General features: G+C 62.1%; 11 protein-coding genes. 1 reads left to right on the plus strand and 10 read right to left on the minus strand.

The window, feature by feature from the left end; genetic code table 11:
* Positions 1–188: 188 nt before the first annotated feature.
* From V1T76_RS23095 to hutI, 10 genes are all read right to left on the minus strand, one after another.
* Positions 189–1,025 (minus strand): substrate-binding domain-containing protein, encoded by an 837-nt coding sequence (locus tag V1T76_RS23095; protein WP_330563043.1) that lies wholly within the window; start codon positions 1,023–1,025, stop codon positions 189–191.
* Complete coding sequence (locus tag V1T76_RS23100) at positions 1,022–1,843, minus strand: ATP-binding cassette domain-containing protein (protein ID WP_330563044.1); 822 nt, start codon at positions 1,841–1,843, stop codon at positions 1,022–1,024. The genes V1T76_RS23095 and V1T76_RS23100 overlap by 4 nt, the downstream gene beginning before the upstream one ends.
* The gene (locus V1T76_RS23105; protein WP_330563045.1) at positions 1,836–2,543 is read right to left on the minus strand and encodes an ABC transporter permease; all 708 of its coding nucleotides are present in this window, start codon (positions 2,541–2,543) and stop codon (positions 1,836–1,838) included. Before V1T76_RS23105 ends, V1T76_RS23100 begins: the two co-directional genes overlap by 8 nt.
* Positions 2,544–2,694: 151 nt before the next feature.
* On the minus strand, positions 2,695–4,245 hold the full coding sequence (locus V1T76_RS23110; protein WP_330563046.1) for a TRAP transporter large permease: 1,551 nt from the start codon (positions 4,243–4,245) through the stop codon (positions 2,695–2,697).
* A complete protein-coding gene (locus V1T76_RS23115) occupies positions 4,242–4,745 on the minus strand; it encodes a TRAP transporter small permease subunit (protein ID WP_330563047.1) in 504 nt (167 codons plus the stop codon). The genes V1T76_RS23110 and V1T76_RS23115 overlap by 4 nt, the downstream gene beginning before the upstream one ends.
* Before the next feature lie 603 nt (positions 4,746–5,348).
* Positions 5,349–6,446 carry a TRAP transporter substrate-binding protein gene (locus V1T76_RS23120; protein ID WP_330563048.1) on the minus strand — a complete coding sequence of 366 codons (1,098 nt, stop codon included), beginning with the start codon at positions 6,444–6,446 and terminating at the stop codon, positions 5,349–5,351.
* A 142-nt stretch (positions 6,447–6,588) separates the two neighbouring features.
* A complete protein-coding gene (gene hutU, locus V1T76_RS23125) occupies positions 6,589–8,271 on the minus strand; it encodes a urocanate hydratase (RefSeq protein WP_330563049.1) in 1,683 nt (560 codons plus the stop codon).
* The gene (gene hutG / locus V1T76_RS23130) at positions 8,264–9,091 is read right to left on the minus strand and encodes an N-formylglutamate deformylase (RefSeq protein ID WP_330563050.1); all 828 of its coding nucleotides are present in this window, start codon (positions 9,089–9,091) and stop codon (positions 8,264–8,266) included. The genes hutU and hutG overlap by 8 nt, the downstream gene beginning before the upstream one ends.
* Entirely contained in the window at positions 9,078–10,634 is a 1,557-nt protein-coding gene (hutH, locus tag V1T76_RS23135) for a histidine ammonia-lyase (RefSeq protein WP_330563051.1), read from the minus strand. Before hutH ends, hutG begins: the two co-directional genes overlap by 14 nt.
* Positions 10,631–11,842, minus strand: a complete 1,212-nt coding sequence (gene hutI, locus V1T76_RS23140) for an imidazolonepropionase (RefSeq protein WP_330563228.1) — start codon at positions 11,840–11,842, stop codon at positions 10,631–10,633. Before hutI ends, hutH begins: the two co-directional genes overlap by 4 nt.
* 74 nt (positions 11,843–11,916) lie before the next feature.
* Here hutI and V1T76_RS23145 point away from each other — a divergent pair, with 74 nt between their 5' ends.
* Positions 11,917–13,296 (plus strand): formimidoylglutamate deiminase, encoded by a 1,380-nt coding sequence (locus V1T76_RS23145; RefSeq protein ID WP_330563052.1) that lies wholly within the window; start codon positions 11,917–11,919, stop codon positions 13,294–13,296.
* Positions 13,297–13,326 lie beyond the last annotated feature (30 nt).

The raw sequence follows: 13,326 nt of genomic DNA on the forward strand, positions 1-13,326 counted from the left end.
GGCCCCTGATCTTCGCTTGTGCTCGGCCGGGGTGAGGCTGAACTCTTCGGCAGGTCCATATGCCTTGGGCCTGGCCATAAAAAATCCCCCTCCTCTTGAGAGAAGGGGGAAGGTATGAGCGGAGCATGCGACACAGAAATTTATCTGGCTCCGCTCACTTCGGAAATTTAGATCGCGGCTGAGCTGGCTCAGCTCGAACCCTTGTCAGCGTTCGGGAAAAACAGCTGCTGGCCGTCGACCTTGTAATCGGCAATTGCCTGCTGGCCTTCCTTGGACAGGACCCAGTCGATGAATTCCTGGCCAAGCTCGGCCTTCACATGGGCATGAACTTCCGGGTTCACCAGAATGACGCCGTACTGGTTGAACAGGATCGGGTCGCCTTCAACGGCAACCTTGTAGTCGCCCTTGTTGCCGAAAGAGATCCAGGTGGCGCGGTCGGTCATGACATAGGCGCCCATGCCGGTGCCGGTGTTGAGGGTCGCGCCCATGCCGGAACCGGTTTCACGGTACCAGTCGCCCGAGCCTTCGGTCGGATCGATGCCGGCGGCTTTCCAAAGGCGACGCTCTGCCTTGTGCGTGCCGCTGTCATCGCCGCGGGAGGCAAAAGGGGCCTTCGCATCGGCGATTTTCTTCAGCGAGGCGACAACATCCTTCGAGCCGGCAACACCTGCCGGATCATCAGCCGGACCGACAATGACGAAGTCGTTGTACATCACGTCGGAGCGGGAGACGCCGAGACCGTCGGCGACGAATTTTTCTTCAGACGGTTTGGAATGAACGAACAGGACGTCGCCATCGCCATTAGCGGCATTCTTAATGGCCTGGCCCGTGCCGACGGCAACCACACGCACTTCAATGCCGGTCTTTTCCTTGAAAATCGGCAACAGATAGTCGAACAGACCCGAATTCTGGGTCGAGGTGGTGGACTGGACGACGATGAATTTGTCTTCCGCGAAGCTCGGCTGACCGACGAATACGGTCGTCAGGACTGCGGCGGCAAGCGCCAGAAATGCTCTTCTGATCAATTTTTTCTCCCGGGGTAATTATTTAGGGATTGGGTGTTGGGTCCAAGGTAAAGCCGGCCGTCCCGCCAGGCGCGAACGGGTTCGCTTCTCGGGTTGGTCAGCACCTTCTCGACGGGTCCCGTTTCGACAACGGTGCCATCCTGCAAAAACACCAGATCCTCGCCGAGGCGTTTTGCCTGCCCGGCGTCATGGGTCACCAGAACGATGGTGACCCCACGGGCATTGGCTTCCAGGATCAGGGATTCAATGGCGGCGGTGGAGGCCGGGTCGAGATTGGCAGTCGGTTCGTCGAGAAACAGAAGGTCTGGTTCACAGGCGAGCGCGCGCACCAGAGACAGGCGCTGCTGCTCACCGCCGGACAGGACGCGTGCCGGACGCCGGGCTAGGTGACTGAGGCCGGCTGTTTCCAGAGCGTTCTTGACCTTTTCAGCCCGCTCATTGCCGCGCAGGCCGCGGACGCTCAGGGCGAACTTGAGGTTGGCGATCACCGACCGGCGCAGCAGCACGGGACGCTGGAAGACCATGGCCTGAGCGCGCCGGGCGGTGGCGTCCATCCGGCCACCTTGCCACAGGATGGCGCCTTCCTGCGGCTGAAGCAGACCATGCATCAACCGGAGCAAGAGGCTCTTGCCGGCCCCATTCGGTCCCATGATGAGGGTGCGCGATCCACGGCGAATGGCGACGTCGACGCCGTGCAGCAGCTTTTCGCCGCCCGCCGAAAAGCCAAGGCTTCTGACATCCAGCAAGGGATCGTGCCCTGCAGGGCTGCGCGACAGCGTGGAAGCGGCACCTGGTGTGTCGAAGGCAGCGTCACGCATAGGCGGCCCTCGCGGCTGAGGCACGCAGGGCCATGACACCGGCATTCACGGCAAAGGCAATCATCAGCAGGATGACGCCAAGCGCCAGGGCAAGCTGGAGATTGCCCTTGGAGGTTTCCAGCGCGATTGTCGTGGTCATCACGCGGGTGACGTGGTTGATGTTGCCGCCGACGATGATGACCGCCCCCACTTCGGCAACCGCGCGGCCGAACCCGGCCAGCGCGACCGTCAGCAGGCTGTAACGGGCATCCCAGAGCATGGCCGTCAGCCGGTCGAAGGCACCGACGCCGAGCGAGGCGAATTGTTCGGCATATTCCCGGTTCAGATCCTCGATCACTTGACGTGTCAACGCGGCGACGATCGGTGTCACCAGCACCATCTGGGCGATGATCATGGCCGTCGGTGTGTAAAGCAGGCGCAGCGGGCCGAGCGGGCCCGAGGCTGATAGCACCAGATAGACGAGCAGCCCGACCACGACAGGTGGAAGACCCATCAGCGCGTTCAGGATGACGGCGACAAGCGTTCTTCCGGGAAAGTTGAAAGTTCCGACCGCAGCGCCAAGAGGCAGGCCGATCACGCAGGCCAGGAAGACAGCCGTCAGGGTAACCCGCATGGACAGGCCGATGATCTCCATCAGATCCGGATCCAGCGCTATAACCAGGCCAAGAGCACCGGCAAATGCGCCCCAGAAGCTGTCCATTCTTTGCGTTTCTCCCTCGCTTTGGGAAAAAATAACGTAAAACGTCAGAGAATGAAACTCCATGTCCGACATAGATGGGTACAAAAAAGCCGCAGCGGGCTGAGCTGCGGCTTTTCTGCGGGCTAGAGATTTTTACCGGTGCGCGGAAATCCTAGTAAAGCCAACGTGGTAGCCAGGTCGCGAACATCGGGAAGGTCCACAGGATGGCAACGGCAACAATCTGCAGAACGATGAAGGGCACGACGCCCCGGTAGATCTGACCGGTGGTGATTTCCTTCGGTGCGGCGCCCCTGAGATAGAACAGCGAGAAGCCGAAGGGTGGGGTCAGGAACGAGGTCTGCAGGTTGATGGCAATCAGTACCGTCAGCCAGATCGGGTCGATGCCCATCAGGATCAGCGGCGGGATCAGGACCGGAAGCAGGATGACCGAAATCTCGACGAAATCCAGGAAGAAGCCGAGAACGAAGACAAACAGCATCGCAAAGATCAGCGCGCCTGTCGGGCCGCCCGGCATTTCCTGAAGAATGGCGTGCACCCGGTCTTCCCCGCCGAGGCCGACAAAGACCAACGAGAAGAAGCTGGCCATCAGGATCGTGGCGAAGATCATCGAGGTTACCGTCAGCGTCGAGAGCATGGAGGCTTTCAACAGTCCGTCCGCGAAAGCCTTCTTCAGAATGTGCAGGACGACGCCCATGGAAAACAGCGCAAGACCCGCATAGACGGCTGCGATGATATAGCCACCGGTGCTGATGTCGGAGCGCTGCAGGCGTATCGGCAGGAGAGACGCGGCAACCGCAAGCGTCAGCAGGGCTGCCGTTGCAAGCACGATCAGGCCTGTGGAAACGCCGAGACGGCGCCCTGCCAGCAGGATTGCCCCGACAGCACCGACGGCTGCCGCCTCGTTGGGCGAGGCGATGCCGCCGAGAATCGAGCCGAGCACGGCGATGATCAAGAGGATCGGTGGCACGATGGCCGCAGCAATCTCACGGCCCGACGGCTGGTCGACATGCTCCGACATGGCCGGTGCGTCGTTCGGGAACAGGTAGGCCCGGCCGACGATATAGGCACAATAGACCGCGACAAGCAGCAGGCCGGGGATCATGGCGGCGGCAAAGGTCTGACCGACCGAGATCGTCTCGATGGTGAACTTGCCTTGCGCGTATTGCGCTTGCTGGAAGGCGTTCGACATGACATCGGCCAGAATGATCAACAGCGTGGACGGCGGTATGATCTGGCCGAGTGTACCGGCGGTGCAAACCATGCCGGAGGCAAGCTTCGGGTCGTAGCCGTTGCGCAGCATGGTCGGCAGAGCGATCAGCCCCATTGCGACCACTGTTGCGCCGACGATGCCGGTGGAGGCTGCGAGCAAAGCGCCGACCAGCATGACCGAAACACCGAGGCCGCCTTTCATGCGGCCGAAGAGGCGGCCCATGGTTTCCAGAAGATCCTCGGCGATACGGCTCTTTTCCAGGATGACGCCCATCAGGACGAACAGCGGGATCGCCGTCAATACCGGGTTGGTAAGAACGCCGAAGAAACGCTGGCCCATGGCGCCCATGAGCTGGATGTTGAAGTCGCCCATCATCCAGCCGAGAAGGGCAAAGCCCGTGGCGACGCCCGCAATGGTGAAGGCAACCGGATAGCCCATCAGGATGAAGGCGATCAGCGCACCGAACATGATGAGATCGAGAGGCAGGCTCATGCGCTGGCGCCTTTCAGCTTCTGAACATCGCGGATGAAGGCGGCCACACCCTGGATCAGCAGCAGCACGCAATAGGCGGGAATGAGGGATTTCAACAGGAAGGAGGCCGGGATGCCGCCAACCGAAATCGGTCCTTCCAGAATAGCCCAGCTACCGCGCACGGACGGCCAGGAAAACCAGATCAGAACGACGAGCGCCGGCGTCAGCAGAAACAGGTGACCGAAGATATCGATCCACGCCTTCGCACGCTCGCTGGCCTTGGCATAGAAGATGTCGACCCGGACATGGGCATTGACGAGGAACGTGTAGCCGGCACCGAGCATGAAGATCGCCGCGTGGAAATACAGCACGCCCTCATCGAGAAAGATGAAGCTGTAGCCGAAGACATAGCGCAGCAGAACGATGGTGAATTGCAGCAGCAGCATCAACAGCGCCGCCCAGCACAGCGTGTTGCCTATCACCGAATTGACACGCTCCAGCGCGCCCGCCAGTTTTTCCATCGCAATCTGTCCTGCTTTCTCGATCCGCTTGCGGCCCGGCTGCCGTCTGCGGGGTAAGGTGTCGAAGTCTCTGTTATTGTCATCCCCGCGAAGGCGGGGAACCAGTAACCGTTGACCCCAACGCTGAACACCGCTCGGCTGCGGTGTACTGGATCCCGGATCTGCGCTTCGCTCCGTCCGGGATGACAAGTGGAGGGGGGTCATTGATAGGCACCTTCAAACCTCCTGGCCTCCCCGCAGTTTCAAACCTGCCGGATATTCTTCATTGCAGGGCTCGACCCTGCAAACCATGCCGTTACCTCGAAACGACCTCAGGGGTGGAGAGGAAACGGAATGGATCCCATGGTCGAGCCATGGGATGACGAAAGCAGGGGCAACGTGATTTGTCCATTTGCCAAGTCACGAGGAAGACCCATCCCCACCCAGAGCCCCATCCTGAGGAAGCGCAAAGCGCTGTCTCGAAGGATCGGCCACGCGTGCCGGAACAAGGTGACGATCTGTCAGACAGGCCACTGGTTCCCCTCAGGCGAAAGACAGGGATGATGAAACGCGGCCACATCGAGGAAAGCACGTTTCCCCGATGTGGGTGTGACGAGTGCCCGATCAGTCGTAGTTGTAGTCGAGCATACGTGCATTCATCTGGCCGTTGTCGGCGTAGGGCATGTACTCGCGCATCAGCTTGCGGTAGGCGAGGAAGCTTTCGGTGATGCGTTTCACCAGTTCGTCTTCGTCCGCACGGAGGTCGGCGATGACTTCACCGGCGGCATTGCCCATGGCGACAATGACGTCGTCCGGAAGCTTCTTCACCATCACGCCGTGATCGTTGACCAGCTGGGTCAGCGCCTGGGCATGCTTGGTGTTGTATTCCGTCAGAACGTCGTTGTAGAGGCTGGCGCAGGCACGCTGTACGGCTTCCTTCAGGTCGTCCGGCAGAGCGTTGTAGGCTTCCAGGTTGACGGCACATTCTTCTGCCGAAGACGGCTCGCCGACACCCGGCCAATAGTAGTTCTTGGCGATCTGATAGTAGCCGAGTGCGCTGTCGGTCCACGGGCCAATGAACTCGCCGGCATCGAGTGCACCGGACTGAAGCGCCTGGAACATGGCCGGGCCGCTCATGGCCTGAACCGCCATGCCGAGCTTGGAGCACATTTCCGAAGCCAGACCGGTGGAGCGGAACTTCATGCCCTTCAGGTCGTCAACGCTGTTGATCTCGTTGCGGAACCAGCCGGCCCACTGCGGTCCGGAGTTGCCGCACAGGAACGGCTTCAGGTTGAAGCGGGCATAGATTTCGTCATAGAGGGCCTGACCGCCACCATGGATCATCCAGCCGGCCTGTTCCGGAGCAGTCAGACCAAACGGCTGCGAACCGAACAGCAGGATGCCCTTGGACTTGGAACCCCAATAGGAGGGAACCGCGTGATAGAGCTCCGCCGTGCCCTGGCCGACGGCATCGAACACGCCGTTGCCCGGAACGATTTCGCCGGCGGCAAAGAGTTTCACCTCGATGCGGCCACCAGACAGCGCGGTGATGCGGTCTGCGAGCATCTGGGCAGCGACACCCGGGCCGGGCAGGTTCTTCGGCCATGCGGTGACCATGCGCCACTGGTGCACGTCCTGCGCGATGGCAGGTGCGGCCAGGGTGGAGGCCGCAACGGCGGCCGTGCCGGTAGCGCCGGCTTTCAGAAAATCACGTCTCTTCATGGTATTACCCCTCAGTCAGGTTCAAGGATCGAAGCGTCCCGCCGTGCTTGATTGTTTTCCCAGGATCAACCTGCTTTGATGTTTGACCATGAAAGCAGAAAGTTGAACGCACGATAGTTGCCGGGTCATCTATCTGCGTCCATCAGGATGCAGGATGACCCAGTATGGCCGGCAGGTTAAGCCCCTGTTCTTTCGCGCAGTCGAGCGCGATCTCGTAGCCGGCATCCGCGTGACGCATCACGCCCGTTGCCGGATCGTTCCACAGCACCCGGCCAATCCGCCGGTCAGCATCTTCCGTGCCGTCGCAGCAGATGACCATACCCGAGTGCTGGGAAAAGCCCATGCCGACGCCGCCGCCATGGTGGAGCGACACCCAGGTCGCGCCGGAAGCGGTGTTGAGCAGGGCGTTCAGAAGCGGCCAGTCGGAAACGGCGTCGGAACCGTCCTTCATGGCTTCGGTTTCGCGGTTGGGCGAAGCGACCGAGCCGCTGTCCAGATGGTCGCGCCCGATCACGATCGGCGCTTTCAGCTCGCCGTTGCGGACCATTTCGTTGAAGGCAAGGCCGAGGCGATGACGCTGGCCGAGGCCGACCCAGCAGATGCGTGCCGGCAGGCCCTGGAAGGAAATGCGCTCGCGCGCCATGTCCAGCCAGTTGTGCAGGTGTTGATCGTCCGGAATCAGTTCCTTCACCTTGGCGTCGGTCTTGTAAATGTCCTCCGGATCGCCGGAGAGCGCGCACCAGCGGAACGGGCCGATGCCGCGGCAAAACAGCGGGCGGATGTAGGCGGGAACGAAACCCGGGAAGGCGAAAGCGTTTTCCAGGCCTTCTTCCTTGGCCACCTGACGGATGTTGTTGCCGTAATCGAGCGTCGGCACACCCATGTTCCAGAAATCGACCATGGCGGCGACATGCACCTTCATGGACGCACGCGCGGCCTTTTCGACGGCCTTCGGGTCGGTCTCAGCCTTGGCGCGCCATTCGGCAACGGTCCAGCCCTGCGGCAGGTAACCGTTGACCGGGTCGTGGGCGGAGGTCTGGTCGGTGACGATGTCCGGCTTCACGCCACGCTTCACCAGTTCCGAGAAAACATCGGCGGCGTTGCCGATCAGGGCCACGGACTTGGCTTCGCCTGCCTTGGTCCAGCGGTCGATCAGGGCGAGGGCCTCGTCGAGAGAATGGGTCTTTTCATCGACGTAGCGGGTGCGCAGGCGGAAGTCGGCGCTTTTCTCGTCGCATTCGACGGCAAGGCAGCAGGCGCCGGCCATGACGGCGGCCAGCGGCTGGGCGCCACCCATGCCGCCGAGACCACCGGTCAGGATCCAGCGGCCCTTCAGGTTGCCTTCGTAGTGCTGGCGGCCGGCTTCCATGAAGGTTTCATAGGTGCCCTGCACGATGCCCTGCGTGCCGATATAGATCCAGGACCCGGCGGTCATCTGGCCGTACATGGCCAGGCCCTTCTTATCCAGCTCGTGGAAATGGTCCCAGTTGGCCCAGTTCGGCACCAGGTTGGAATTTGCGATCAGAACGCGCGGAGCGTCCTTGTGGGTCTTGAAGACACCGACAGGCTTGCCGGACTGCACCAGCAGCGTCTCGTCTTCCTCAAGAGTCTTCAGGCTTGCGACGATGCGGTCGAAATCGTCCCAGGTGCGCGCGGCGCGGCCGATGCCGCCGTAGACAACCAGCTCATGCGGGTTTTCAGCCACATCCGGATGAAGGTTGTTCATCAGCATGCGTAGCGGAGCTTCGGTCAACCAGGACTTGGTGTTGAGCTCGGTGCCGGTGGGCGGGAAAACGTCGCGGGCGTTGTGGCGGCGATCAGTCATTGTTCGCTCCCTGGGTGTTGTTCTGGAATAAGGCAGGCGCGAGGGTTTCCAGCGCGCTCAGGATGTCCTTGAGATGGACCCGAAGCCGGTCGGCCTTGACCTCGTCATAGGCAAAGGGCGTGTCTTCGGTGGCAAGATGGGTCTTCTGGGCGAGTTCCATCTGGATGGCGTGAAAGCCTTCGGCCGGCCGGCCGTAATACCGTGTCGTCCAGCCGCCCTTGAAGCGGCCGTTGAGGATCGACGCATAGCCTTCCGCGGCTTCCGTCCGGCTGACGACGGCAGCTTCGATCGCGCTGGCGCAGGTTGTGCCATTGTTGGTGCCTGTGTTGAAGTCTGGCAGCGTACCTTCGAACAGGAATGGCACGACCGAGCGGATCGAGTGGCAGTCGTAAAGAATGGCGACGCCGTGTCTGGCCCGCACCCGTTCTAGTTCCGCCAGAAGGGCAGCGTGGTAAGGGGCGTGCCAGGCCAGGCGCCGCGCTTCGATTTCGTCGGTCTCCGGTTCTTTGCCGGCGTGGTAGATGGGGCGTCCGTCGAAATCGATTGTCGGGCAAAGGGTCGTGGTGTTCTGGCCCGGATAAAGGCTGGCGCCTTCCGGATCGCGGTTGGCGTCGATCACGTAACGGTGGAAGTTGGCCTTCACCATGGTCGTACCGGGCAGGAGACCTGAATAAAGCCGGTCCACATGCCAGTCGGTGTCGGCCAGCTTCAGGCCGATGTCGTTGAAGCGGGCCTTGATGTCCTCCGGCACGAAGGTGCCTGCGTGGGGCACGCCGAGAACGACCGGGCCGTCTCCGCGAATGACGTCAACCGGCTGCATGAGCGTCTCCCAGCGTGATCATGTGGTCGGCCGAAACCGTGGACATTAGCTTGCGGCTGCGGATCAGGGTGGCCGCTGTTTCCAGATCCGGTGCCATGTAGCGGTCCTTTTCCAGCGGGGGGACGACGCCACGAAGAGCGCTCATCACCGTTTGAAGGGATGCGCTGGTCTTCAGCGGGGCGCGGTGCTCGATGCCCTCGGCAGCACACAGCAGTTCAACCCCCAGGATCTGGCTGAGGTTGGCGTTCATGCGGGCAAGGCGGCGGGCGCCGTGGGCCGCCATGGAGACATGGTCTTCCTGGTTGGCGCTGGTTGGGGTGGAGTCCGTCGAGCATGGGTTGGCGAGATGCTTGTTCTCGCTCATCAGGGCGGCAGTGGTCACTTCGGCGATCATCATGCCGGAGTTCAGGCCCGGATCCTTGGCAAGGAAGGGCGGCAGATCGAAGGAAAGCGTCGGGTCGACCATCAGCGCAACACGGCGCTGGGAAATCGCGCCGAGTTCGGCAATCGCCAGTGCAATCTGGTCGGCGGCAAAGGCGACGGGCTCGGCGTGGAAGTTGCCGCCGGAAACGATCCGGTCGGCATCGATCAGAACCAGCGGATTGTCGGTTGCCGCATTGGCTTCGATCTCGAGCGTACAGGCCGCCATGCGCAAAAGGTCGACACAGGCGCCAGCCACCTGCGGCTGGCAGCGGATGCAGTAGGGATCCTGCACGCGGGTATCGCCTTCCCGGTGGCTTTCGCGGATTTCCGAGCCGTCCATGATCGCGCGCATGGCGCTTGCCACTTCGATCTGGCCGCGATGGCCGCGCAGTTCATGAATTTCCGGCAGAAGCGGCGCCGTCGAGCCCATGATGGCGTCGGTGGAAAGGCTGGCGGTCATCAGGGTCGCCTCGGCCAGACGCCAGGCGTCGAACAGGCCGGTGAGCGCACAGGCGGTCGAAAACTGCGTGCCGTTGATCAGGCCAAGGCCTTCCTTGGGGCCAAGCACGACCGGGGTCAATCCCGCCTTGGCCAGGGCTTCGCCGCCGGGCATGCGGGTGCCATCGAAGTCGGCTTCGCCTTCGCCGATCAGGACGGCGGTCATGTGGGACAGCGGGGCAAGATCACCGGAAGCGCCGACGGACCCTTGCGAGGGCACCATTGGCGTGACGTTCTTTTCCAGGCATTCCTCGATCAGCTTCATCACTTCGAAGCGCACGCCAGAAGCGCCGCGACCGAGCGAGAGCAGCTTCAGCACCATCATCAAGCGGGTGGTGGTCTTGTCGAGCGGTTCGCCGACGCCGCAGCAATGGGAGAGGATCAAGTTTCGTTGCAGGGTTGCCGTGTCTTCCGGGGCGATCTTGACGCTTGCGAGCTTGCCGAAGCCGGTGTTGACGCCGTAAACGGCCTCGCTGCCCCGGGCCGCCTTGGCAACCCGTTCGGAGGCAAGGTTGATCGCAGCTTCCGCCGCACGATCGATGCGCACCGGCAGCTCTTCCCGGTAGATGCGTTCCAGATCCGCCAGGGTGACAGAACCCGGCGTCAGGGTGAGGGCGCTCATTCAGAGCCTCCGAAAATGCGTTTGAAGAGGGAATTGAAGCCGATCCGGTAGGAAAGCTCCGCCGGGTGGCTGACGTTCCACACGGCCAGATCCGCCCGCTTGCCGGGTGCCAGCGTGCCTTGATCATCAAGACCAAGCGCCCGGGCGGCTTCGCGGGTGACGCCGGCCAGCGCTTCTTCCGGTGTCATGCGGAACAAGGTGCAGCCCATGTTCATGGTCAGGAGCAGCGACGTGAGCGGCGAGGATCCCGGATTGCAGTCCGTTGCCAGCGCGACGGGCACCTTGTGCTTGCGCAGCAGATCGAGCGGCGGATACTGCGTTTCACGCAAAGTGTAGAAGGCGCCTGGCAAAAGCACGGCAACAGACCCGCTTTGGGCCATCGCCTTGACGCCGGCTTCATCGAGATATTCCAGATGGTCGGCGGAAAGCGCACCGTAGGAAGCCGCCAGCGCCGCGCCGTTCAGGTTGGAAAGCTGCTCAGCATGCAGCTTCACCGGCAGCCCGATCTGTTTGGCCTTGTCGAACACCTTGCCGATCTGTTCCGGCGAAAAGGCGATGCCTTCGCAAAAACCGTCTACGGCATCCACCAGACCTTCGGCGTGGGCGGCTTCCAGCGCCGGCAGGCAGACCTTTTCCAGATAGGTATCGGCCTTGTCCTTGTATTCGGCCGGGATGGCATGGGCGCCCAGAAAGCTGGTCTTGACGGTGATCGGGCGCAGCTTGCCGATCTTGCGGGCGGTGCGCAGCATGCGCAGCTCTGTTTCCCGGTCGAGGCCATAGCCTGACTTGATCTCGATGGCGGTGACGCCCTCGGCGATCAGCGCATCGACGCGGGGCAGGGCGGCTTCCAGAAGCTGCTTTTCGCTGGCCGCGCGCGTTGCCTTGACCGTGGAAACGATGCCGCCGCCGGCGCGGGCGACTTCCTCGTAACTTGCGCCCTCAAGGCGCATTTCGAATTCGCGTGCCCGGTCGCCGCCGAAAACAACGTGAGTATGGCAATCGATCAGCCCCGGGGTCACCAGCCGTCCGCCGAGATCATCTGCGTTGAGCGAGGCATAGTGAGACGGCAGATCGGCGGTCTTGCCGATCCAGGAGATCCGGCCGCCCTCAATCACCAGCGCACCGTCCTCAATCAGGCCGTAGGGCTCTCCGTTGGCGGTGAGCGTTGCCAGCTTGGCGTTCGTGAGGAGGCGTTTCAGCACGTCCATCTCCGGCTTGATTAGATTGCGATATAAGATAATATGCATGCACATATTAAGGTGTCAACGGAGGAAAAGACGACATGTCGACAGTTTCGGGCGCGACGGTTTTTGCGGAAAAGGCGCTACTGGCCGATGGCTGGGCGAAAAATGTCGCTGTCTCGATCGGGTCGGACGGCCGGATCGCCTCCGTTGAACGCGGTGCTGCCCCTCAGGGCGCGCGTGTTGGCATTCTTCTGCCGGCGCCGGTCAATCTGCACAGCCATGCCTTTCAGCGGGCAATGGCCGGCATGAGCGAGCGGCGCGGCAGCGAAAACCGCGACAGTTTCTGGACCTGGCGCCAGATCATGTTCCGCTTCCTGGATGCTCTGACGCCGGAAGACGTGGAAGCGATTGCCGCCTTCGTGCAGATGGAAATGCTGGAGGCAGGCTATGCCGCCGTTGGCGAGTTCCACTATCTGCATCACCAGCCGGGCGGGGCGCCCTACGCCAATCTGGCGGAAATGTCGGAGCGCATCATGGCGGCGGCAAGCGACACCGGCATCGGCCTTACGCATCTGCCGGTTCATTATCAGTTCGGCGGTTGCGACGGGCGCCCGTTGGCGGCCGGGCAGATCCGCTTCGGCAATGATTTCGACCGCTTCCAGAAGCTGCACGAGCTTGCGTCCCAGGCGCTCAAATCCCTGCCGGATGACGCGGTCATCGGCGTTGCGCCGCATTCGCTTCGGGCGGTGGACGCAGACAGCCTGAAGAACGCCGTTTCCCTTGCCAGCGGCAATCCGCTGCACATGCATCTTGCCGAACAGATCCCGGAAGTGGACGAGGTTCTGGCGGCCACGGGGCAGCGCCCGGTGGAATGGCTGCTCGCCAACCACGCGGTGTCCGAAAACTGGTGCCTGATCCACTGCACGCAGATGACCTCTCAGGAAACTGCAGGCCTTGCTGCGACCGGCGCCGTTGCGGGCCTGTGTCCGATCACGGAATCCAGCCTTGGCGACGGGATCTTCGACGGTGTCGATTATCTGGCCGCCGGCGGGCGCTTTGGCGTCGGCTCTGATTCCAACATCCGCATCGCGCTATCGGAAGAGCTGCGCACGCTGGAGTATTCGCAGCGTCTGCGCGACACCTGCCGGGCTTCTGTCGCCACGAAGGAAAAATCCACCGGACGGGTGCTGTTCGACGGCGTGGTGGCTGGTGGCGCGCAGGCAGCCGGCCGTGCAGCAGGCAGGATATCGGAAGGATCGCTTGCCGATCTCGTCGCGCTGGATGGCACGGCCATCGATCTGGAAGGCCGGGAAGGCGATGAAATCCTCGATGCCTGGATCTTTGCCGGTGACGACCGGATGGTCACCGAGGTCTGGTCCGCGGGCCGGCATGTTGTTTCCGGCGGAAACCATGTAAAAGGCAACGCCATCCGCGCGAAATACCGGGCCACCATGGCCTCGCTGCGCGCCCGGCTTTAAAAGACTGGCTTTTAAGAACGACTTGAACAG

It is taken from the genome of Roseibium sp. FZY0029, assembly GCF_036350355.1.
GTDB lineage: Bacteria > Pseudomonadota > Alphaproteobacteria > Rhizobiales > Stappiaceae > Roseibium.

Excerpts from the sequence above, each read along its gene's own strand:
- V1T76_RS23110 (WP_330563046.1), bottom strand. The coding sequence starts at position 4,245 with ATGAGCCTGCCTCTCGATCTCATCATGTTCGGTGCGCTGATCGCCTTC.
- V1T76_RS23120 (WP_330563048.1), bottom strand. The coding sequence starts at position 6,446 with ATGAAGAGACGTGATTTTCTGAAAGCCGGCGCTACCGGCACGGCCGCC.
- hutH (WP_330563051.1), bottom strand. The coding sequence starts at position 10,634 with ATGAGCGCCCTCACCCTGACGCCGGGTTCTGTCACCCTGGCGGATCTG.
- hutU (WP_330563049.1), bottom strand. The coding sequence starts at position 8,271 with ATGACTGATCGCCGCCACAACGCCCGCGACGTTTTCCCGCCCACCGGC.
- V1T76_RS23115 (WP_330563047.1), bottom strand. The coding sequence starts at position 4,745 with ATGGAAAAACTGGCGGGCGCGCTGGAGCGTGTCAATTCGGTGATAGGC.
- V1T76_RS23105 (WP_330563045.1), bottom strand. The coding sequence starts at position 2,543 with ATGGACAGCTTCTGGGGCGCATTTGCCGGTGCTCTTGGCCTGGTTATA.
- hutI (WP_330563228.1), bottom strand. The coding sequence starts at position 11,842 with ATGGACGTGCTGAAACGCCTCCTCACGAACGCCAAGCTGGCAACGCTC.
- hutG (WP_330563050.1), bottom strand. The coding sequence starts at position 9,091 with ATGCAGCCGGTTGACGTCATTCGCGGAGACGGCCCGGTCGTTCTCGGC.
- V1T76_RS23145 (WP_330563052.1), top strand. The coding sequence starts at position 11,917 with ATGTCGACAGTTTCGGGCGCGACGGTTTTTGCGGAAAAGGCGCTACTG.
- V1T76_RS23100 (WP_330563044.1), bottom strand. The coding sequence starts at position 1,843 with ATGCGTGACGCTGCCTTCGACACACCAGGTGCCGCTTCCACGCTGTCG.